This is a genomic window from Spirosoma daeguense (assembly GCF_054776875.1).
Window position 1 is genome coordinate 87,170 of record NZ_BAAHBF010000003.1, and the last position, 23,241, is coordinate 110,410.

The following is a 23,241-nucleotide window of genomic DNA, read 5'->3' on the forward strand; positions in this document are numbered from 1 at the left end:
CTGCCATTTATTCACTACGTAGCGATTTCACCGGATTCGCCAGTGCGGCTTTTATGCTCTGGAAGCTTAACGTTACAAACGCAATGACGATGGAAACCAGCCCCGCCAATCCGAACATCCACCATTCCAGCTTGACTCGATAGGCAAAGTCCTGAAGCCAGCGATTAGCAGCCCAGTAGATTAATGGACTGGCAATCAGGATGGCCAATAAAACCAGTTTCAGAAAATCTTTCGACAGCAACGTAACGATACTGCTCACCGACGCACCCAGCACTTTCCGCACGCCAATCTCTTTGGTTCGCCGTTCGGTTGTGAACGTAACAAGACCGAATAAACCCAGGCAGGAAACGAGGATAGTTAATCCGGCAAATCCATTGAATACCGAAATCATCAATCGGTCTTTCCGATACTGATCGGCAAATGAATCGTCCAGAAAGGTGTACTCAAACGGGTAAGCCGGATAGTGTCGTTGCCAGATCGTTTTTACAACATCCAGATCTGCCGGTTTGATACGTAGCATCACATTGTTGATGGGCGACGTATTGTAAATCATCACCACCGGCTCTACCGGATTGTGCAACGATCTGTAATTGAAGTTCTTTACTACGCCCACCACTACGCCCTTGTGCTCGAAACCATCGATGGCCTGACCAACGCCTTCTTTCCAGCCCGCGAGTTTCATAAACGCTTCGTTGACCAGAAAGCCACCTTTCAAATCCGCTTTTGTGTGGGACGATAAATTCCGGCCAGCTTTCAGTTTAATATTCAGCAATGGCAGGAACGTATCATCGATGAACATGTAATTGCTCATTACCTCCCGGTTTTTACCACGCGATTGAATCTTTGTAGAAGCCATTACCATTGGCCCATTTGCCAGACCAGACCCAAGCGTAACCGCACCCACTTCGCTACGTTCCCGCAGGCTGTTGGCCATGGCTGTTGCTCCAGCTCGTGCCGTAGAATCGTCGGGTAAGTAAATGCTAAGAATCTGCTCTCGCGTAAACCCAAGGTCGTAGGTCTGCATGTAATCCATCTGCCGGTGAATGACCAGTACGCCAGCAATCATCGCAACAGACAGAGCAAACTGAAAAACGATGATCGATTTTCGGAGCCAGGGCGTCTGACCATAGCCGCTCAACCGACCTTTTAGCACCGCAATCGGTTGATAGCCTGATAGAACGAAAGCCGGGTATAAGCCACCTAGCAACGTAACGATCAGCCAGAAACCAATGGCTAGCGTCACTGATTCCTGCCACGATAGCTGGATCTGAATCGTAAGTAATTCATTGAAAAACGGAATGGCTAGTTGGGTTATCGTAACAGCGAACAGCAATGCCAGACCACTTACCAGAAGCGATTCGAACAGAAACTGGCGAACTAATTGTATTCGTTGTGCCCCATTTGCTTTGCGAATACCCACTTCTTTGGCGCGTTCGGTGGCTTTGGCGGTTAGCAGATTGATGTAGTTGAGCAAGGCAATGACCAGAACAAAAGCGGCCAGAAACGCAAATAAGTAGCTGTATTGCTTATTTCCCTTCGGCGTGTCTTCGATCTTGCCCTGACTGTAATGAACATCACGTAGTAACTCCGTTGGAAAGGTTATGGAATACCCGTCTGCCCCCATTTTCTTTAGTTCAGGATCGGCATATTTAGCAGCAAGCATATTCAGTTTTTTCTCGAAAGCCGGCAGGTTAGGCTCATTTTTAAAGAGAACAAACGTATAAGCCGGAAAATCATCGGCGAGCCAGTCCTTACTCGGCGATATTTTTTGGGAGAGCAATGCTTTAATGGGCAAATCCGAATTGCTGGGAGGATTTGCAATAACGCCCGTAATCTGATACGTTTCCTTGTTGATTTCAATAGACTTGCCCAGTATGTCGGTTCGGCTGAAATAGGCATTCGCAAATCGCTCGGTAACGACCGCACTGTTAGGATTGAGTAGTGCTTTAGCCGGATTTCCTGCCAGAAATTTGAAGGAGAAAACCGAAAAAACGTCGTTGTCCGCGTAATACACGTCGGGTTCACTAATCAGTTTGGTAGGCGTACGAACGGTTGCAGCGGTAATCCGAAAGCGAACAGCGTTTTCTACTTCCGGATAATCCCGTTTCAGTACTTCGGCCAGCAGCATTGGGACCGAAGCAATAGCAATTGGTGCCTCTGGGGTTTTCAGGTTGGTCGATACCCGAACGATTCGGTCGGCGTTGGGATGATACGTATCAAACGTAAACTCGTGATTTACATACAGTACCATAATCAGACAAGCGGCCAGCCCAATAGCCAGTCCGCCTACATTCAATCCGGTGTAAAGTTTGTTTCGCCAGAGATTTCTGACGGCAATTTTGAGATAGTTGAGCAACATAAGGGTAGAGGTTTAGGGTAAGGGGCACAGGGCTTAGGGCTTAGGGATGGGAACTGCTTTTCACCCTATGCTCCAAGCACTCTGCCCTTTGCTATTCACTACGTAACGATTTTACGGGATTGGTTAAGGCTGCTTTTACGCTTTGGAAACTGACTGTTAGAAGGGCGATGGCAACGGCAATGAAACCAGCCAGGGCAAATAACCACCAGTCGAGGGATACTTTATATTCAAAATTCTGCAACCACTGATTCATGAACCACCACGCAACCGGCAATGCAATGACAATGGCAACCAGAACCAGTTTGAGGAAATCTTTGGAGAGCAACGTAACGATACTTCCCACCGATGCGCCCAACACTTTCCGAACTCCGATTTCTTTGGTACGTTGTTCTGTTGTGAAAGCCGCCAGCCCGAACAGACCCAGACAGGCAATGAAAATCGCCAGGCCCGAAGCCGCCACAAAGACCTTTCCGTATTGCTGTTCGCTCTGATATTGTTTGTTGTAGTTTTCGTCGGCAAAATAAAACTCGAACGGATTGCCGGGATAACTGGCTTTGTAGATACGTTCTAGTTCGGCAATCTTGTCTTGAACCTGTTCCGGGCCTGTAGTTCGTGTAACAAGCTGTACGGTCAGATCACTAACCGACCGGCGGGGCATAAATATGACCGGCTCAATGGCTTGTTTCAGACCCTGATGGTGGTAATTTTTTACAACACCAACGATTTCATACGGTTTGCCCCAGTTGATAAATTGACCGACCGCTTTCTCAGCTGAAGAAAAGCCCAATTGTTGAGCACCCTTTTCATTGACCATCAGTTTGCCACTTTTCTCCCAGCCCAGCTCCGCTTCATTGACCGTGAAGTTTCTTCCGGCAGCTAGTCCGATTTCATAGGTTTTCAGAAACCGGTCGTCAATGATGCCCATCGAATAATTTTTCTTATCATCGCCAGAACGTGGGTTTTGTTTGGTAATACCATCGGCCGAGAAGTTGTAAAAATTGCCCGGTACAATACCTGTCTGGCAGAAGCTTTTTACGTATGGCAATCGATTAAGTTCATCCTCAAGGGCAGCCGTTCCCAGCTTGAACGAGTCATTCTGATTTACCTGTGGGCCTTTAATGACCATCCGTTGCGTTAACTGAACCCCCAAGTCTTTATTCTGCATATACTGCAACTGGCGGTAGAGTACCAACGTAGCAACAATCAACGCCACAGACGTACTAAACTGGGCTACCACCAGCGTCTTACGCAACCAGCCTCCTTTTCCCGCTCCTGACGAAGAGCCATACCCTTTTAGCGTCTGTATAGGTTGAAAGGAGCTTAGCGCAAACGCTACGTAGCCGCCCGAAGCCAGTGCGCCAATAAGCAATAAACACAGGCCTAACAACCAGAAACCATTGACATTCAGCACGTCCAATGATAAATTTTTCTGAACGAACGTATTAAAAACATCCTGAAGCGAAGCAACCAATAGTAGCCCCAAACCAAAACCAACAACATTCAGTAGGAGCGACTCGCCCAGAAACTGGCTGATGAGCTGGCCCTGTCCGGCACCAATCACTTTTCTGACTCCCACTTCTTTGGCGCGTTTCAAAGCCCCCGCTGTTGAAAGGTTGATATAATTGAACCACGCAATCAGCAAAACCAGCGCGGCTATTCCACTGAGCAGATAAACAAACCCCAAACTTCCGCTGGTCCGATAGACATCGCTCAGCGAAGTTGCCAGATGGAGCGTAGAGGCTGGCTGTAATAGATACCGATTTTCCTCGTTCGGGTTACGCTGTTTAGCCAGGGTATTGATTTTTGTTTCAAGACTCTTGTAATCAGCCTGAATGCCGGACGTCTTACCGAGTTGCAAAAACGTTGTGAGGTACGTGCCGTAAAAACTGTCAAGGCGAGCCCAGTCGTTGCCGTTAAGGTTGGCTGAATTGGCTAGTGTTTGCAGGGAAAAAATGGCATCGAACAACAAATCCGAATTCTGAGGCATGTCGGCATATACCGCCGTAACAGTATATAGTGTTTTGCCGAATTGATTGTCGAGCGTTAATACGTTACCGATGGGGTTCTGGCTACCAAAGTACTTACGAGCCTGCGATTGTGACAAGGCTACGGTATTGGGCTGCCTAAGTGCTGTTGCGGCCGACCCCCACACAACCGGAAAACTGAAGAGCGTAAAGAAACTGGCGTCGGCATAAGCCAACCGACTTTCTCGGAATGACTGTTTCGAAGCCAAGGCCTTACTGTCCTTAAAACTGACGATTCCATTGGCCGAGTGTTCGGCAATCCGGCAATAGTTGCGTACTTCCGAAAACGTTTCTTTAACAAGAGGGCCTACCGGTGGAGACATATCGACCCAGATATCGTCATTGCGCGATTGCGTGAGCAGTCGATATAGCGTAGGCAGGTTTTTATGAAACGTATTGACACTACGTTCGTAAGCAACGTATTCCAGAATGAGAACAAAGGCCGCAATGCCTAACGCCAGTCCTATAATATTAATCAGCGAGAATACCCGGTTTTTTCGGAGATTCCGGATGGCGATTTTGATGTAGTTGATCAGCATGGGGTAGAGGGGAAAGGGGCATAGGGCAGGGGGCAGGGGGGAACAGCATTTTACCCCCTGCCCCCTGCCCTATGCTATTCACTACGTAGTGATTTTACGGGATTGGCCAGGGCGGCTTTTACACTTTGGAAACTGACGGTCAGCAGAGCAATGACAATGGCAATCAACCCCGCCACTGCGAACAGCCACCACGTAACAGGTAGTTTGTAGGCGAAATCCTGCAACCACTGGTTCATAGCGTACCAGGCGAGGGGTGTAGCGATAACGATGGCGATGAGCACCAGCTTGAGGAAATCTTTGGAGAGCAACGTAACAATACTGCCCACCGACGCGCCCAGCACTTTCCGCACGCCAATCTCTTTGGTACGTTGTTCGGCAGCAAACGCAGCTAGTCCGAACAGACCCAGACAGGCAATCAAGACGGCCAGAATGGTGAAAGTCAGCAGAACTTCGCCCTGTTTTTGCTCGGCCTTGTATTGCTTCGAAAAGTTTTCGTCCAGAAAATGAAAGTCAAGGGTACTGCCGGGGTCGAAGGTGCGATAAACCGATTGAATATAAGCCAGTGCTTCGGTTGTTTTACCCGGCTGAATCCGAACGTACAGGTTGTCTTTATCGGCTGGAGCTGGAATTTGCAGCACCAGAGGCTCAATTTTATGCTGAAGTGAATACGTATGAAAATCCTTCACTACGCCCACTACACGCGCTTCGGCGGTGTTTTTTTCGTTGTCGATGTAGTAGCGGACCCGTTTGCCAACAGCATCTTTCCAGCCAAGTTGCTGCATCAGTGTTTCGTTGATTAGCACCGCGTTTTGCTGATCACTTTTGAACGATTCGGAGAAATTTCGACCACTTGCTAGCTTGATTTGCATGGTGTTGAGGAAATCTGAATCAACCGAAAACTTCTGCACCACCTGCGTGCTGGACGAAATGGCACCATTCTGTTCGAAAAACATGCCATTACCGCCAATATTATTATTTCCGATTGGATTACTGGCTCCTGATACGCCCTCAATTATCGGATTACGACGTAGCGCTTCTTTGAGCGCATCGACCCGCTGACGGACATCTTCGTTGTTGATATGGAACGTAAGAACCTGGTCTTTGTTGAAGCCTAAGTCCTTGTTCATCACGAACTTCATTTGCCGATACACCATCACCGAACAGGCAATTAGCGCCACAGTAGCCACAAACTGAAACACCACCAGTCCCTGTTTGAATACAACACTGCCCAACTGATTACCTAACTGACCACGTAGTGCGGTCACCGGGCGGAACCCAGACATCCGAAGAGCGGGATAAAGTCCGCTTAACGTACCAATCGATACGGAAAGAACCGCAACGATCAGCAACGTATTGGCAAAGCCGCCCATTGTCAATGACTTATCGGCCATCTGATTGAAGTAAGGCAAGGCCATTGCAGCAAGTACAGCACTAGCCAAACCGGCCAGCAACGTCATCAGTATCGACTCGGTCAGAAATTGCCCAATAAGCTGTTTCCGGAAGGAACCGATAGCTTTCCGAACGCCCACTTCGCGGGTGCGTTTGAGCGAGCGGACGGTGTATAAATTCACATAATTGATGCAGGCAATCAATAGAATCAGCGCAGCCACTGCCGCAAAAATAGACACTGTACTGGCATTGCCGTTTGCGCTAAGTTCGTAATCGAGATGGGAGTGGAGATGAATCGATGTAAGTGGCTGGAGTTCCATCCGGTAGTCGACATTACCCATCTCTCTTTTGATGTATTTCGGGAAAAAACCGGGCAGTTTAGCTTCCAGATTTTTATAGTTACTGCCTTCTGTTAGAAGTAAATACGTAAACAGTTCGAAATTCTGCCAGCCGTTTGTATAATTTTCCGGCAAGGAACGTAGCGCCCTGAATTGCAGGTGCGAATTGGTCGGTACGTCTTCAATAACACCTGTTACGGTATTCGGAAAGTGATTGCTGAATTCCACCACTTTACCCAACGCTTTGCGGGCGTCGCCAAACAGATTCTCGGCTACGCTTTTGGTAAGCACAATGCTTTGAGGTTTACGTAGGGCCGATGACGGATCGCCGTATAAAAACGGGAATGTAAAAACATCAAACACCGATGGGTCGGAGAAAAAGATGTCGTTCACTTCCATTTTTTTCTCGCCAAACGTAATGACGCCACCACCTTCTGGATTAAGCCGAACCGTTTTCTCCACTTCAGGATAATCGGCTTTCAGGGCCGCAGCATACGGGGCGGAGGTGGGAGCGAGTTTGAGATTACCGCCCGGCCACTGTGCGTAATGAACAACTCGAACAATGCGGTCGGCGTTGGCGTGGAAACGGTCGTAACTGGTTTCATCGAGCACGTAGAGCACCATGAGCCAGACGGCGGCCATGCCAATACCTAACCCAATTACATTAAGACCACTAAAAAGCTTATTCTTCCAGAATGTCCGAACGGTAATTTTTATGTGATTACGTAGCATAGCCGACAACGGGTTGAGGTTAAGAAAGGAAAGCGTGTACCCAAGGTACGTAGCGTTTCTGCTGAAGTACTGCCCAAATGCTATACCAAATAAATAACGTATTGATTATCAATGAGAAATGATATTGTTAGTGAAAAACATGTCCGCAAACGGACGTACCAGCCGACCATTTGCGGACAATGTCTGAACCGAAGCGTCGGGCCGACGCTTCGGTTCAGATTACTCACTACGTAGCGATTTCACCGGATTGACCAGTGCGGCTTTTACGCTTTGATAAACAACTGTGCTCCAGCAGATAAAGAGCGTGAGCAGGCAGGCCGCTACGAAGACCCAGATGCCGATGTCGGTTTTGTACGGAAAGTTTTCCAGCCATTTATACATCGAATACCAGGCAATCGGAATGGCGATGGGGAATGAAAATAAAACCAGTTTGGTGAAATCTTTCGACAGCAACAGCACTACACTCGATACCGACGCGCCCAACACTTTCCGAACACCAATTTCCTTCACTCGTTGCTCGGTAGTGAATGTAGCGAGTCCGAATAAACCCAGACAGGCAATCAGAATTGTTAAGGCAGAGAAGGCCGTAAAAATACCACCCCGACGCTCGTCGTCCTGGTACGCCGATTCAAAATCCTGATCTAAAAATTTGTATTCAAACAGGCGATCCGGATACGTTTCTCGCCATTTCTGACCGATAAATGCCACCGTTTTGTCGACATCTTTTGGCTGTACTTTGATGTGAATAACCTGATTGAAAGGTCGATACAACATAATCATCGGCTCAATTGGGCTATACAGCGACTGTTGGTGGAAATCTTTGACCACACCCACTACTTTTGCGGTTGGCGGCCCCTGTTGATTTCCCTGCGGCAGACTTCCTAAAATAACCTTTTTGCCCAACGGTTCTTTCCAGCCCATTCGCTCAACAACGGCCCGATTGATGAGTACGCTGTTATTGGTATCAGCAGGAATTTCGTCCGAAAAATCACGACCACTCATCAGCTTCATTCCCATCGTTTTGAGGTAATCGTGATCGATTCCCATCGGTTTGAAACCCATTTCCTTCATACCATCGTTGGCTTCAACCGTGAAAATGATCCGTCCGCCGATATTACTGGTGGGCGAAGAAGCCGTTGATACACTTCGGATGTTGGCATTCGATAAGAGTGCCGTTCGCAACGAATTATACTGCGCCCGTGGCTGTCGGTTCTGATAGTTGATCGTTAGCACCTGCTCCTGATTGTAGCCCAGGTCATGATTTCGCATGAAATTGAGCTGTTTATACACAATCCAGGTGCAGATAAGCATCGTTAGCGAAATGGTAAATTGCGATACGACCAGTGCTTTGCGGAAAAAACTACCCCCTTTCACATTAAACGAGCCTTTAAGCACAGCCGCCGGTTCGAATGAGGATAGATAAAGCGCCGGGTAACTGCCGCTGATGAATCCCGTAAAGACAATAATGCCTAAAACAATCAGTAAAAACTCTGGTCGAAACAATTCTACGTACCGAATTTCTTTCCCCGAAACTGTATTGAAGAACGGTAATAGGGCAAGCACCAGTACAAGGCTTGCACCCAGGGCGAGTACGGTCATTAGTACGGATTCGGTCAGAAACTGAGCCATTAATCTGCTACGTAGCGAACCCATTACTTTTCGAAGGCCGACTTCCTTGGCTCGTTTGGCCGATCGGGCCGTGGCCAGATTCATGTAATTTATACTGGCCAGCAGCAACATAAAAAAGGCTACGGCACTGAAGGTATACACATAACCAATATTTCCATTCGATTCACCTTCGAGGTTTGAGTAAAGATGAATTCGGGTTAAAGGCTGTATTTCATACGTTATTTTGATGCCCATTTTCTTGAAAATTGGGCCAATATATTTGTCGTAAACCTCCGGAAATTTGCTTTCCAGAATCTTGGTGTCGAAGTTTTCCGGAAGAACTAAATAGCTGTAGATATAAAAACCGCCCCACCCATTAGCCTGTCGTTCATTACTACCCATCGACAGTAGGGCATTGAACGTAAAATGAGAGTTTTTCGGTACGTCTTCCATGACGCCCGTTACTTTATAAAAAGTTGTATCGTTGGTTTGTAACGACTTCCCAAGCGCGCTGCCCGAACCGAAAAATTTCTGTGCAATCTTCTGGGTCAGAACAACGTTGCCGGGCTGATTTAAGGCTGTTTTTGGGTCGCCTTCGATGAATTTATAGCTAAATACGTCGAACACCGTCGAATCAGCTGAGTATATATCTTCTTCATAAAATCGATTCTCACCCTGCCGAAACATCATCCGACCATAGGGGAAAAAGCGAACGTAGTTTTTTACGAAAGGGTAATCCTGTTTTAGCTGTTTAACCAGTGGAGGTTGTGTGCTACTCCAGCGGTTCACTTTATCAGGCTCGGTAATGTGCGAAACAATCCGGTAAATCTGGCTGGCATTTTTATGATACTGGTCATAACGTAGCTCATCTGTTACGTAGAGCAGCAACAGCAAACCGCAGGTTACGCCTATAGTTAGGCCAAGGATGTTAATAAGGCTATAAAACCTGTCTTTCAGTAGGTTTCGCCAGGCAATTTTAAGGTAGTTTAGGAGCATAAGGGGTAGGGTAAGGGTAAAGGGGGATAGAACATAGGGCTAGGGGCATAGGGCATGGAGATTTGATATTTCTCAACTCCACGCCCTATGCCCCTAGCCCCAGTCCGTTACTTCGAACGTTTTGGCACGCCAATCGACTTTTCAATATCGTCGATCATGCGCTGCCGTTCTTCCTGCGATTTATCTTTAGCGTCGAGCGTTCGCTCGTACGTTACATTATCACCATCTTTTTCGAACCGATAACGTAGGTAGAGTTTGCCCGATTCTGAATTGTATTTTACTTCTTTTGTGTATGGAGTTTTACCTCCAACCGCAGTTGTTTCTACATTACTATCGTTGTTGGTGGCAACTACAATTGGCCCATCACCATCAATAGTTATCGTTTCGCTATGCATACGGGGAGCGCGCGGGGCACGTGGCGCTCTTGGCGCACGAGGAGCATGAGGCATTGCTACGTTGACATTAAGCGAATCCAGAATTCGTTCACGTAGTGCTGTTCGTTCTTCCTTCGATAAATCGGCTACGTCGAATGTGCGGTCATAATCAACGTCTTTTCCATTAACCGTGCCATTGACCCGAATCGACAGTGTTTTACCATCGTCGTTGATGTTACGGCTGATTGAACTCTGGGCAACGGCAACGGTGCTGGCTAGTACAAAGGAGATCAGAATAAGTGATTTCATGTTGTGAATTGTGTTTACTGAGTTGAAGAAAGGAGACGTAGCAAAACGAGTTATCTATTCGTTAATCATCAGCCAACGTCCGATTTCTTTACTTGTTTTTACGTACTGGATAAAGATTATATCGAATGTAAAACGTTGCATCGAACTTTCGAAAATATTGCTATCTGTCTGATTTTGATATTGCTTAAACGGTATGTATTAACTAAAAAACCCACTGACTGGCATAAATGCTCATCAGTGGGTTTCACTACGTAGTGAAAATAGGATTGCGCTTAGTTCGGAATCATACCGTGTGGGTCAATCACAAATTTCTTGGCGGCTCCTTTATCGAAATCCTGATAGCCTTTTGGCGCGTTTGCCAGACTGATTACTTCAACGTTTACTGCTTTGGCAATCTGAATTTTGTCGTACAAAATAGCATTCATCAACTGCCGATGGTATTTCATGACTGGGCATTGGCCCGTATAAAACGAATGCGATTTTGCCCAGCCTAGCCCAATCCGAATGTTCAGACTGCCTTCCTTGGCTGCGTCGGTTCGCGCACCCGGATCGCCTGTTACGTATAGGCCGGGAATACCAATGGCACCACCTGCGCGGGTAATACTCATGGCTGCATTCAGAACCGTAGCAGGATGTTCGGTGCCTGCTTCCGAACCGTGTCCGCGTGCTTCAAAACCAACGCAGTCAACCGCCGAATCAACTTCAGGTTCGCCGATAATAGCCGCAATCTGATCGGCGAGGGGAGTATCACTTCGAAGGTCAATTACTTCACAACCGAAACTTTTGGCCTGTTCAAGCCTCTCCGGAATCATGTCGCCAACAATAACCACGGCTGCGCCCAGCAAGTGACAGGATGCCGCACTGGCCAGACCAACAGGCCCAGCTCCTGCAATGTAAACAATCGAACCGGGACCAACACCGGCCGAAACAGCTCCATGATAGCCAGTCGGAAATATGTCGGACAGTAGCGTCAGGTCGCGGATTTTGGCCATCGCCTGATCTTTATCCGGAAATTTCAACAGATTGAAATCCGCATAAGGAACCATTACGTATTCGGCCTGACCGCCAACCCATCCGCCCATATCAACGTATCCATACGCAGCGCCGGGTCTGGATGGGTTGACATTCAGGCAGATACCCGTTTGCCCAACTTTGCAGTTTCGGCAACGTCCGCAGGCAATATTAAACGGTACAGATACCAGATCACCTACTTTAATAAATTCAACATCGCGCCCGGCTTCAATAACCAGCCCTGTAATTTCGTGCCCCAGCACCAATCCTGCCGGTGCCGTTGTCCGACCACGTACCATGTGTTGATCGCTTCCGCAAATGTTCGTTGACACGATTTGCAGAATAACGCCATGATGACACTGACGGTCGCCCAGTGCCAGTTTGGGATACTCAATGGATTGTACTTCAACTACACCGGGTTCGATGTAGGCTACGCCATGATTATGACACATACGATTTAGAGGTTATAAGAGTAAGGATATCAATTTACTACGTATCAATTCAACGCATCAACGCCCGCCTGCGCTACGGTGTGGTCATTCTCGACCGTGCTACCCGATACGCCAATAGCGCCAATGATCTCGCCATCAGCACCTTTTATCGGAATACCACCCGGAAACGTAATTAGGCCGCCGTTGGAGTGTTCAATATTATAAAGTGAGCCACCCGGTTGCGAGAGCTTTCCGATTTCGCCGGTTGGCATATCGAAAAAGCGGGCTGTTCGGGCTTTTTTCTGGGCAATATCCAGCGAACCCAGCCAGGCGCCATCCATACGGGCAAACGCTGTAAGGTTAGCCCCTGCATCAACTACCGCAATGTTCATCAATGTTCCAATCTCACTCGCTTTCGATTTGGCAGCCTGCACCGCTTTTTCAGCCTGTTCTAGGGTGATATTCATAACACGATTTGATATAAGTATGACTAGTAAGAATAAATGTTTGTTGAGCGGAGAGAATGGAAGAGCTTTACTTTGTTATATACTACCAATAAATACTACAATTGTTTGTAGCTTTTTATGGATGTACCCGTTTTACGCTGATTTTTGATAGAATTATAGATCTAGTAAATTGTAAAAGGGATGTCAGCCTAAGTCTAACATCCCTTTTACGTTTAGGCAACTGCTAGGTCGGCCTATTCACTCCGTAGTGATTTAACCGGGTTCATCAGCGCGGCTTTGATGCTCTGAAAGCTCACTGTGAGCAGCGCAATACCGACCGCCAGCAAACCCGATAGTCCGAACATCCACCAGTCTAGTTCAATTTTGTAGGCAAATCCCTGTAGCCATCTCGACGTAGTATACCAGGCCACGGGCGTAGCCAGTACAATAGCAATAGCGACCAGCTTGAGAAAATCTTTGGAAAGTAACGTAACGATGCTACTTACCGACGCGCCCAACACTTTCCGGATACCGATTTCTTTGGTACGTTGCTCAGCGGTGAAAGCCGCTAAACCAAACAAACCCAGACAGGCAATGAAAATGGCGAGCCCGGCAAACGCATTTGTCAGCGTACCAACGATGCTTTCACTTCGGTAAATTGCTTGGTAATCAGTATCAAGAAAAGAATATGTAAACGGATATTTGGGGTTAAACTTCCGATAAAGAGTTTCCACACTGGCTAATGCCTCCTTTGTTTGGCCGGGTTGGGTTCGAATCAGAATATGGTCGTAATTCCAGTTTTCGGCCAGCCGAATAACAAGTGGCCGTACGGCTACGTGCAGCGAATTGAAATGATAATCGTCAAGAAGACCAACAATTTTACCGGCTGTGTTTCCAAATTTCAGTGGTTGCCCAATAGGATCTTTATAACCGATTCGTTTTGCAGCTGCCTGATTGATGAGATAATTCGCCGAATCAGTACCGAAACTTCTTGAAAAATCGCGCCCGCGCAGAAGCTTGATTTTCATCGTTTTAACGAAGTCATACCCCACCCATGTATTGTTGAACTGAATAGCCGATGTAGGATCTTTACCAACCCAATGTACGCCGTCGGTGGTGTTGCCGTTCTGGAGTGGATTGGTCTGGATGTGGGTTATCGACTGAATGCCGGGCTGTTGAAGCAATTCCTGCTTGAAAGTTTGGAAGTTCTGAGCGATGGCTCCCTCACCTTGAATCCTAATCAGGTTTTCGCGGTCGTAACCCAGATTTTTGGTCTGGATGTATTGAAGTTGACGATATACGACGATAGTGCCTACTAACAATAACATAGTCAACACGAACTGAAAAACGACCAGTCCACGCCGAAACATTTGCGTGCCACTGCTGAAACGTAGCGTACCTTTCAGAACACGTATCGGACTGAGTGACGACAGAAACAGGGCTGGGTAACTACCGGCCAAACCACTCGTTATTAATAGTAAGTTAACGAGTAATACCCAGAATAAGGGTTCATTCAGTGGTAAAAGCAAATTCTTGCCGGTCAACTGATTGAAGACTGGCAATAGCGTCTGAACCAGCAAAACGGCCGCACAAAGCCCGAGTAACGTAACAAAAAAAGCTTCGCCCATAAACTGCCCAATCAACGACGACCGATTGGCACCCACCACTTTCCGAACCCCAACTTCCCGCGCTCGTTTGAACGACCGGGCTGTTGCCAGATTCATGAAATTAATCGTCGCAATCAGTAAAAGAAAGGCGGCTACTATGGCAAACAATCGAACGTAGTCGATACGTCCACCGTCGCGATGACCGTCTTTAAAAGTAGAATATAGATACGCTTCGGTTTCGGGTTGCAGAAACAACTGAATGTTGAAATGCGGGCTAATGTCCTTGTTACGTCCCTTCAGAAACGTCAGCAGTTTGGCGTTGACCGTAGCTGGATTAGCGTCGGGGCGAAGTTGAATTCGGGTGCCAGGACCGCCGTTTTCCCACTTCTGGAGCCAGGGTTCCCGTTTCAAATACGTAGCCCAGTTGAGCAGAAATTCGTATTTGTCGGGCGCATTTTCGGGAAAATCTTCGAATACAGCCGTTACCTGATAATCAACGTAATTATCCATCCGAACTGATTTGCCTAAAGCTTTTTGATACGTACCAAAGAGCGTATTGGCCAGTTTTCTGGACAATGCCACACTAGTCGGCCCGTTGAGCGCTGTTTTCTGCCCCGCCAGCAACGGCATATCATACATGGCAAACCAGTCGCTGCCAACAAAATTGCCGAACTGTTTCACTACGTTGTTACCGACTGTAAATAAATGTTGTTCTTGAGATGAAAAGCCAGCCGCGTATACCACTTCTGGAATCACCCGTTTGAGTTCATCGGCCAGAATACCGGGCGTATCTTCGTCAGTAACGATACGTCCGTCGGCAATTTCGTGTTCCATCACCCGGTAGAGGTAAGGTGCCTGAACGTACTGTTTTCCGATAGCTAACTCATCCTGAATCCAAAGCGTAATGAGCAGACTCGACGCAAGGCCAAGTGCCAGCCCCAGTACGTTGATGGCAGAAAATGTTTTGTTATGAATGAAATTCCGCCAGGCGATTTTGAGATGATTCGTTAGCATTGGGGCAAAGGGTTTAGGGCTTGGGGTTTAGGGTGAAGGATTTAGTAACCTCCCTATGCCCCAAGCCCTTTGCCAAAAGCAATTTACATTGTAGTCACATCGCGTAGAAACTGTGCATTCACAGTCGGAAACACAAGCTGGTCGGTCAATAAAATCGGATTGACCGGGATACAGTGCCGAATAATCCGAAGCCGCTTGTTAATATCCCGTAGCTCTCTTCGGTATTTTTCGTAGCTGGTCGGGTCGTTTGTTTTAAGCGATAAATCGGCCAGATAATGTTGGTTGATAGCGTCGCGTCTGACGCACATCTGCTGGTAAATCTGTTGAAGGGTTTCAGGTTTCATGTGAGTATTTGTGTTTGATAAGATGGTAAGGGGCACAGGGCAAGGGGTATAGGGCTCAAGAATTTATTATCCCATCGCCCCGAACCCTTTGTTCTACGCTATTCACTACGTAACGACTTTATTGGGTTTACTAGGGCCGCTTTTATCGACTGGAAGCTGACGGTCAATAGGGCCACAACAATTGTTAACAGGCCAGCCAGAGAGAACATCCACCACGTAATATCGATTTTGTACGCAAACTTATCGAGCCATCCGCTCATAACGTACCAGGCAATGGGTGAGGCAAAAACCAGCGCAATTAGAACCAGTTTGATAAAATCCACGGAGAATAAACTGAATATGCTGCCGACCGATGCGCCCAGTACTTTTCGGATACCAATCTCCTTTGTGCGGGCTTCGGCCATGTATGCCACTACACCAAACAAGCCCAAACAGCCAATAGCAATGGCAATGCCTGCCAATAATTGGAATAACTTGAACATCCGCTCTTCACTGGCGTAAAACTTGGCAACAGTATCATCAACAAACGTGTATTTAAACAGATGATTGGGGAATGTAGCCGTCCAGGCACGTTCTACCTCGCTCATCAATGGCCGAACATTCGACAATGTGGCGGCCTGTTTGGTCAGTTTAATACTCGCTATATGATAAGCGTCGCTATGGCTGGTCAGAATACAAGGGGCCGTTTTGCGGTGCAGCGAATACGTATGAAAATCTTTCACCACGCCCACAATCGGTACGCGAACTTTGTTACCACCAATAGCAATAAGCTGACCGATAATATGTTGCGGATGTTGAAAGTTGAATCGTTTTATAAACGCTTCATTAACAATTACTTCTCGAGTAGTGTCGGCCGGATAATACATACGTCCTGCCAATAGTTTAAGGCCATAAGTATCCACATAAGCCGTATCTGCCGGACGCATCACCGCACTAAAGTCGGCATCTTTATCGGAGTTGCCGAACTGAAAACTCGTGCTCCAGTTGCCATTCGCCGAAGGCGACGACATGCTGTAGCTGATGGATTCAATTTCGGGGAGGCTGCTCAGTTTTGCTTTCAGGTTGTCGAGCTGGCCGGGTTTCTTTTCGGGGATGGGTACTGTAAAGATGGCGTCTTTCGTAAAACCCAAATCAGCCGCACGAAAATGCTCCATCTGATTATAAGCGATGATCGTTCCGATAATCAGTACCTGCGAAATGGCAAACTGTAAGATAATCAAGCCCTGACGTAGCGAAAACTGCCGGTTTTTGGAAAAACGAAGCTTACCTTTCAACGCAAGGGCGGGCTGATAACCCGAGAGAATCAGGGCAGGATAAAAACCCGCCAACAACGTAGTGAGCAAGGCCAGTATTACCAGAAAGCCTAGCACCATTGGGTCGCCGAGAAACAGCGTTTGCAGTTTTACGTTCAATAGATCAGCAACATAAGGCAATGAGGTTTGTGCCAGCAACAGCGCCAGAATCACCGAAACCGTGGTCAGTAAAGCGGTTTCGCCCAGAAACTGACGTACTAACTGCCCTCGTGAACTACCCAATACTTTCCGAACGCCCACTTCCTTAGCGCGACGTAGTGCCTGCGCTGTTGCCAGATTAACAAAATTTACACAGGCCGTGATAAGCAGAAAAAGCCCGATGAGCGACATGGCCCAGATCATTTCTTTACCAACCGTCCGGTGGCTGTAATTCATCATGCGAGCGGCAAAATGAACGTTTTCCAGCGGCTGCAACTCATACGTTTCCTGGCTGGCTTCTTCTGCCGATTTGTATTTTTTTGTGAAGGGTATAAGCTGCGCTACGAGTTCGGTGGCCGTCTGTTTTGGCAGAAGTTTGATATATAATTGCGTACCACTATAGGTCGAATGCCAGTCGTCCCAGTTTGTGTTTGGGCCGTATTCTTTGAGCGATGCGAACGAAATCAGCATACCAAACGGAAAATCGGTGGTGAGTGGTGGGTCGGCAACCAAGCCCGTTATAACGCAATTCATGCGATTGTCGAAACGTAGCGTTTTGCCCATCGGATTCGAATTACCGAAATACTTTTTGGCCATAGTTTCGGTCAGTACAACGGAATTCGGATTCTGAACCGACGTAGCAGGACTGCCTTTAATCCACTGATAGTTAAACAGGTTGAAATAAGCCGGTTCAACAAAAGCAATGGCTCCATCATCTTCCTGAAACTTACGGATTTCACCCGTCGACGTAGTAACTACGGCGTGGCTAATATCCTGAATCAGTGTTACGTTGTTCTTCAACTCCGGAAAATCGGTACGTAGCGCCGTAATGGTCGGCATCGGCATTCCCGTATCGTACCCGTCAATCTGTGGAGTTTTTACATGATTAACCAGCCGAAATAAACGGTCTGCGTCACGGTGATGCCGGTCGAAACTCAGTTCATAGCGAATCGCCAGAAAGAGTAACAGGCAGCATGCCAGACTCAATGTTAAACCAATGATGTTGAGCGAAGAATAGCTCCAGTTTCGTCGGAGGTTTCGGAGGGCTGTTTTGAGGAGATTAGTTATCATTCGTAGAGGAGTTCATTAGCAATAGCTAATGGGCGCAACTACTATGCCACGTCAGGAAAACGGCCTTTTGAGCTAGTTATGGCCTATTTTTTGGGTATGAGTGTCCGAAACCGTACAGCTATTGTCCGCTTGTGTAGAAGGGTTATGGGCGGGGGGGCATAGGGGTTGGGGCGGGGATGGCATGGCTTGCAAGCAAATCCCACCGTATCTTCAATTCCTTGCCATCCCCGCTATTCTCCACTCCCCCTGCCATACCCCTTAGCCCCAAGCTATTCACTACGTAGTGATTTTACCGGATTGACCAATGATGCTTTAATACTCTGAAAACTGACCGTGAACAAAGCAATCAGTATCGCTAAAAATCCTGCCAGGGCAAACATCCACCATGCCAAATCAATCTTGTAAGCGAACTCCTGCAACCATTTTTTCATAGCGTACCAGGAGATGGGAATAGCGACGACAATGGCGATCAGTACCAGCTTGAGAAAATCTTTGGAAAGCAACGTAATTATGCTCGCGACCGAAGCACCCAGCACTTTCCGTACGCCAATTTCTTTGGTACGTTGCTCGGCGGTGAACGTAGCAAGACCAAACAGACCCAGACAGGCAATGAAGATAGCCAATCCCGAAAAAGCCAGAAACAGATTTCCTTTACGTTCATCGGAACGGTATTGTTCGGCAAACGTCTGATCCAGAAACGTGTACTCAAACGGCTGAGTCGGATTCACCTGTTTATACACACTGCCTACGTAAGCGAGCGCATCCGGTACGTGCCGGGCAGCTATTCGAACGAGAAGCTTATCGCCCCGATCTTTATGGAAAACTAACAGCAACGGTTCAATTTTGTTTCGGAGCGAACGCAGGTGGAAATCGTGGATGACGCCTGCAATGGGTATACGCTTCGTGTCGAACTCAACCAGACCTGCCGTGCGATTTTTCCAGCCTAATCGCTTGAGCATGGCTTCGTTGACAAGCACTGCCCCGGTCGAATCGCTGGCGAGATCTGCCGAGAAGTTTCGCCCGTCTTTTACGTCAATCTGTAAGACATTGAGGAAATCCTGATCGACCGAGAAATTTTCGGTGTTAATCGGCTGCTCTTTGCCACCTGCGTAAAAGCTGAATGTAGACTTATCGTTCAGTTCACCACCAATTGACCCATCGGTCAGGCTGGCTCCTTTTATGATGGCGTTTTGTAAAAGTTTCTCTTTAAGCGTCTTAACGGATTGTTGAGCTGCCGGAGCTTTAAGCGAGAGCACAAGTACCTGTTCCTGATTGAATCCAAGTTGGGTTTTTCGCATGTACTGCAATTGCCAGTAAACAACAACAGTGCCTACAATCATTACAATAGAAATAGTGAACTGTAAGACCACCAAAGATTTACGTAGCAATACGCCTTTGCTGCTGGCTGAGAATCGCCCTTTTAAAACGGTTACCGGATCGAAACGCGAAAGTACGAATGCCGGATAAAGCCCGCCAGCCAGACCCACCAGCAAGCTAAAACCCATTAGTAGGCCGAGTGTCTGAGTGCTCCAGAGGTCAATCGTCAGTGTTTTGGCCGATATGTAATTAAATAGTGGAAGTAGGGCAGGCAACAGAAGTAGACTGACAACCAAAGCCAGTAATGCCAACAGAATTGACTCAGATAAAAATTGCCCAACCAACTGACTACGTAGCGAACCAACGGCTTTGCGAACCCCAACTTCACGACCTCGCCCGATAGAGCGCGCTGTGGCCAGATTGATATAATTAACAATAGCAATTAGTAAAATAAAGAGACCGATAGCTGAAAATGTGTATATATAGGCCATGCTACCTACATTTTCCTCGCCTAGCAAGTGGCTTGAGTAGAGGTGCATAGCCGACAGTGGCTGCAATGTAATATCGAACGTAACGCCCTTCCCAACCTCATCGCCAATAGCCCGGGCAACGTACTTTTTGTAGAAATCGGGCATTTTATGAGCTAGCTTCTGAGAATCACTATTGGGGTGAAGCAGCAGGTATGTAACTGAACCAAAATTGTCCCATTTATCGAGTTGGATGCCATTGAGTTGAGTATTACTGTAAGGCAGAATGGCGTCGAATTTGAGATGATGATTAGCTGGGGAATTCTGAATTACGCCCGCCACAGTAATCGCGTGTTCATCTTTTATTTTGATTACTTTACCCACCAACCCATCTGTATGGCCAAACAACGTCATAGCCAGTTTCTGAGTCAGAATAATGCTGTTCGGTTTCAACAACGCTGGGCTTGGTTTCCCATCAATGAACGAATAGTCGAAAAACGAAAACAGCGTTGAATCGGCGTAGATGACGTTCTTAACGTAGTGTGCTTTCTCGCCAATCCGAAACAGAATCTCATGGCCGGGCTTGATCCGTAACACATTACCAACTTCGGGATATTCCTGTTTGAGCGCCGGTCCCATCGGTGCCGAGCCAACGCCCATATTCAGTTCATTATCACCCCATTTAATATGCAGATTCAGCCGATAAATGTTGGATGCATTTTTATGGTATCGGTCGAACATCAGCTCGTCATACACATAAAGCCCCAGCAGAATAGCTCCAATCATGCCACTGACCAACCCCAACAATGTAAGGGCGCTATACACTTTGTTGCGAATCAGGTTTCGCCAGGCTATTTTAAGGTAGTTGAGTAGCATAGAGGTGATAATTATTACGTTACGTAGAGACAAGGTAGGCCTTGTCTCTACAATCTACATTTATTCCGAACGTAGCGATTTTACCGGGTTCATCATTGCGGCTTTGATACTTTGGAAACTGACAGTCAACAAGGCGATACTCATTGCCAGCAGACCGGCCAAGGCAAACATCCACCATTCTATGTCAATCTTGTAGGCAAATTTCAGGAGCCATTGATGCATAACATACCACGCAATTGGCGAACTGATTATCAGGGCGATCAGCACCAGTTTGACAAAATCCATCGAAAACAGGCCGAAAATGTGTGCCGTTGTTGCACCCAATACTTTCCGAACGCCCACTTCTTTGGTCCGGGTTTCGGCCATAAACGCTACTACGCCATAGAGTCCCAAACAACCAATAAACAGGGCAATAGCGGCCAGTAAGCGGAAAAGTGCATAGCTCTTTTCTTCGCTTTTATAAAAATTAGCCAGCGTATCGTCCATAAACTCGTAGCTGAAAACAAACTCAGGGAAGGTTTCTGTCCAGGCGGTTTCCACCTGTTTAAGTATGTTGCCAATGGCCTCGGTACCACCTTTTTGTGTAGATAATTTAAGTCCCATACTGTGGTAATTAGAACGCATGGTTGTCAGAACACTCGGCTCTACATGGTCGCGCAACGAGAATAGATTGAAATCTTTTACGACCCCCACAATTGGTCTTTTCACCTCGGAACCCGCTATGGCCATCAGTTTGCCAATAACCTGTTCTGGCTTTTGAAAGCCCAGCCGTTTCATGAACGTTTCGTTGATGACCAGCTCGCGTGCCGTATCGGCTGGTTGATACATCCGTCCCGCTAGTAGTTTTAAACCGTAGGTATGAGCATAGGACGTATCACCCGGTCGCATTAAAATGCCAAAGTCGTAGGCATTTTCGTCTGTTCCGAATTGAAAACCGGTTGTCCAGTTAAGCGTCGACGATGGCGTTGTCATGGCAAAGCTAACGGACTGAATGCCCGGTACGTTACGAAGTTTGGCCCGTAAGTTTTCGAGCTGGCCCGGTTCGTTTCCGGGAATTTTAACGGTTAAAACGGCATCGCTCGTAAATCCAAGATCGACAGAACGGAAATAATCCATCTGGTAATAAGCAATGATGGTACCGATAATCAGGAGCTGCGATATAGCAAACTGCCCGATAATCAGCCCTCTACGTAGCGTCAGATAACGTCCCGACTGGCTGGCTTGAATTTTTGCTTTCAGAGCCACAATGGGCTGATATCCCGACAACACCAGCGCCGGATAAAAGCCAGCCAATAAGGTCGTTACCACCCCCAACAAAATCAAAAAAGTCAGCATAATCGGACTGAAGAGTGTTACGGCACCCGGTATGATGTTCAGTAAATCGCTCACGTAAGGCAATGATCCTTGCGCCACTAGCAATGCTAGCACAACGGCGATGGCCGTTAAAAAGCCCGTTTCGCCCATGAACTGACGTAGCAACTGGCCCCTCGAACTGCCCAGCACTTTCCGAACGCCCACCTCTCTAGCCCGACGAATGGCCTGTGCCGTAGCCAGATTGACAAAATTGATGCAGGCCGTTCCTAGAATAAACAGCCCGATCAGTACCATAGCCCAAATCATTTCGACACTGATGCTACGTTGCGAAAAATTGGACGTATTAGTTGCGAAATGAATATCAGTTAGGGGTTGCAGTACGTAACGTAGCGTTTTGGCAGTTTCGGGCGTATGGTATTTTTTGACAAAATCGTCCAGTCGACGTTCCATCAGCAACGCTGACGTTTCAGCACCCGCTGTAGTTGGAGGCAGTAACATATAAATTTGCGCACCGCCATAACTCGACCCCCAATCATCTACAGGCGACGTATTGCCGAATTCCACCACCGAAGCGTGGGTCAGAAAAACATCGAAAGGCAGGCTACTGGTGGCAGGAGGAGCCTGCACTACGCCCGTTACCACAAAATCCATCTGATTATCAATCCGAATCGTTTGCCCCATCGGGTTTGCATCGCCGAAGTATTTACGCGCCATTCGGTCGGTAAGTACTACTGTATTCGGATTCACTAACGCCGTTTGTGCACTGCCTTTTTGCCAGCCATAATCGAACAGGTTGAAATACTCAGGTTCGGCAAACGTAATGACGCCATCGGGCTCCTGAAACCGTTTCTTTTCCGTATTTCCTTTTCCACCCACAGCCACCACCGCCGACCGCATCCGACTCACCATTGTAAGCTTATGTTTTAGATCAGGGAAATCGTTCCGAAGAGCAGCCAATGCCGGAAAGGTAATGCCGGTATTCGGTTTGCTGTCCGGACTGGTTCTGTCCGCTCCAAGCATACGGTAAATACGTGCGGCATTAGCGTTGTGCCGATCAAAACTCAGCTCATACCGAATGGCAACGAACAAAAACAAACAACAGGCAAGCCCCAACGTTAGTCCCAGTATGTTAATGATCGAGTAACTCCAGTTGCGCTTCAGCGCCCGGATGGCGGTAGTGATGTAGTTTGTGAGCATAGAGGTGATGATTGTTACGTTACGTAT

12 protein-coding genes are annotated in these 23,241 nt (G+C 47.4%); all 12 read right to left on the reverse strand.

Annotation, left to right across the window (positions count from 1 at the left end):
* Positions 1 to 7: 7 nt before the first annotated feature.
* The gene (locus ACYVD4_RS09655; protein ID WP_460944898.1) at positions 8 to 2,359 is read right to left on the reverse strand and encodes an ABC transporter permease; all 2,352 of its coding nucleotides are present in this window, start codon (positions 2,357 to 2,359) and stop codon (positions 8 to 10) included.
* 91 nt (positions 2,360 to 2,450) lie between these two features.
* A complete protein-coding gene (locus ACYVD4_RS09660; protein ID WP_460944900.1) occupies positions 2,451 to 4,922 on the reverse strand; it encodes an ABC transporter permease in 2,472 nt (823 codons plus the stop codon).
* A 74-nt stretch (positions 4,923 to 4,996) separates the two neighbouring features.
* Positions 4,997 to 7,381, reverse strand: coding sequence for an ABC transporter permease (locus tag ACYVD4_RS09665; protein ID WP_460944901.1), 2,385 nt, complete (start codon positions 7,379 to 7,381; stop codon positions 4,997 to 4,999).
* A gap of 219 nt (positions 7,382 to 7,600) precedes the next feature.
* Positions 7,601 to 9,985 carry an ABC transporter permease gene (locus ACYVD4_RS09670; RefSeq protein WP_460944904.1) on the reverse strand — a complete coding sequence of 795 codons (2,385 nt, stop codon included), beginning with the start codon at positions 9,983 to 9,985 and terminating at the stop codon, positions 7,601 to 7,603.
* A 107-nt stretch (positions 9,986 to 10,092) separates the two neighbouring features.
* Complete coding sequence (locus ACYVD4_RS09675) at positions 10,093 to 10,668, reverse strand: hypothetical protein (RefSeq protein ID WP_460944906.1); 576 nt, start codon at positions 10,666 to 10,668, stop codon at positions 10,093 to 10,095.
* A 272-nt stretch (positions 10,669 to 10,940) separates the two neighbouring features.
* Positions 10,941 to 12,131, reverse strand: a complete 1,191-nt coding sequence (gene fdhA / locus ACYVD4_RS09680) for a formaldehyde dehydrogenase, glutathione-independent (RefSeq protein ID WP_460944908.1) — start codon at positions 12,129 to 12,131, stop codon at positions 10,941 to 10,943.
* A gap of 44 nt (positions 12,132 to 12,175) precedes the next feature.
* On the reverse strand, positions 12,176 to 12,577 hold the full coding sequence (locus ACYVD4_RS09685) for a GlcG/HbpS family heme-binding protein (RefSeq protein ID WP_460944910.1): 402 nt from the start codon (positions 12,575 to 12,577) through the stop codon (positions 12,176 to 12,178).
* 233 nt (positions 12,578 to 12,810) lie between these two features.
* A complete protein-coding gene (locus tag ACYVD4_RS09690; protein ID WP_460944912.1) occupies positions 12,811 to 15,177 on the reverse strand; it encodes an ABC transporter permease in 2,367 nt (788 codons plus the stop codon).
* Positions 15,178 to 15,260: 83 nt separating this feature from the next.
* Complete coding sequence (locus ACYVD4_RS09695) at positions 15,261 to 15,521, reverse strand: hypothetical protein (protein ID WP_460944914.1); 261 nt, start codon at positions 15,519 to 15,521, stop codon at positions 15,261 to 15,263.
* Positions 15,522 to 15,619: 98 nt separating this feature from the next.
* Positions 15,620 to 18,043 carry an ABC transporter permease gene (locus ACYVD4_RS09700; RefSeq protein WP_460944916.1) on the reverse strand — a complete coding sequence of 808 codons (2,424 nt, stop codon included), beginning with the start codon at positions 18,041 to 18,043 and terminating at the stop codon, positions 15,620 to 15,622.
* Between the two features lie 269 nt (positions 18,044 to 18,312).
* Positions 18,313 to 20,703, reverse strand: a complete 2,391-nt coding sequence (locus ACYVD4_RS09705; RefSeq protein WP_460944918.1) for an ABC transporter permease — start codon at positions 20,701 to 20,703, stop codon at positions 18,313 to 18,315.
* A gap of 60 nt (positions 20,704 to 20,763) precedes the next feature.
* Positions 20,764 to 23,214, reverse strand: a complete 2,451-nt coding sequence (locus ACYVD4_RS09710) for an ABC transporter permease (protein WP_460944920.1) — start codon at positions 23,212 to 23,214, stop codon at positions 20,764 to 20,766.
* Between the last annotated feature and the right edge of the window lie 27 nt (positions 23,215 to 23,241).

Excerpts from the sequence above, each read along its gene's own strand:
- ACYVD4_RS09655 (WP_460944898.1), bottom strand. The coding sequence starts at position 2,359 with ATGTTGCTCAACTATCTCAAAATTGCCGTCAGAAATCTCTGGCGAAAC.
- ACYVD4_RS09675 (WP_460944906.1), bottom strand. The coding sequence starts at position 10,668 with ATGAAATCACTTATTCTGATCTCCTTTGTACTAGCCAGCACCGTTGCC.
- fdhA (WP_460944908.1), bottom strand. The coding sequence starts at position 12,131 with ATGTGTCATAATCATGGCGTAGCCTACATCGAACCCGGTGTAGTTGAA.
- ACYVD4_RS09665 (WP_460944901.1), bottom strand. The coding sequence starts at position 7,381 with ATGCTACGTAATCACATAAAAATTACCGTTCGGACATTCTGGAAGAAT.
- ACYVD4_RS09695 (WP_460944914.1), bottom strand. The coding sequence starts at position 15,521 with ATGAAACCTGAAACCCTTCAACAGATTTACCAGCAGATGTGCGTCAGA.
- ACYVD4_RS09700 (WP_460944916.1), bottom strand. The coding sequence starts at position 18,043 with ATGATAACTAATCTCCTCAAAACAGCCCTCCGAAACCTCCGACGAAAC.
- ACYVD4_RS09710 (WP_460944920.1), bottom strand. The coding sequence starts at position 23,214 with ATGCTCACAAACTACATCACTACCGCCATCCGGGCGCTGAAGCGCAAC.
- ACYVD4_RS09670 (WP_460944904.1), bottom strand. The coding sequence starts at position 9,985 with ATGCTCCTAAACTACCTTAAAATTGCCTGGCGAAACCTACTGAAAGAC.
- ACYVD4_RS09660 (WP_460944900.1), bottom strand. The coding sequence starts at position 4,922 with ATGCTGATCAACTACATCAAAATCGCCATCCGGAATCTCCGAAAAAAC.
- ACYVD4_RS09685 (WP_460944910.1), bottom strand. The coding sequence starts at position 12,577 with ATGAATATCACCCTAGAACAGGCTGAAAAAGCGGTGCAGGCTGCCAAA.
- ACYVD4_RS09690 (WP_460944912.1), bottom strand. The coding sequence starts at position 15,177 with ATGCTAACGAATCATCTCAAAATCGCCTGGCGGAATTTCATTCATAAC.
- ACYVD4_RS09705 (WP_460944918.1), bottom strand. The coding sequence starts at position 20,703 with ATGCTACTCAACTACCTTAAAATAGCCTGGCGAAACCTGATTCGCAAC.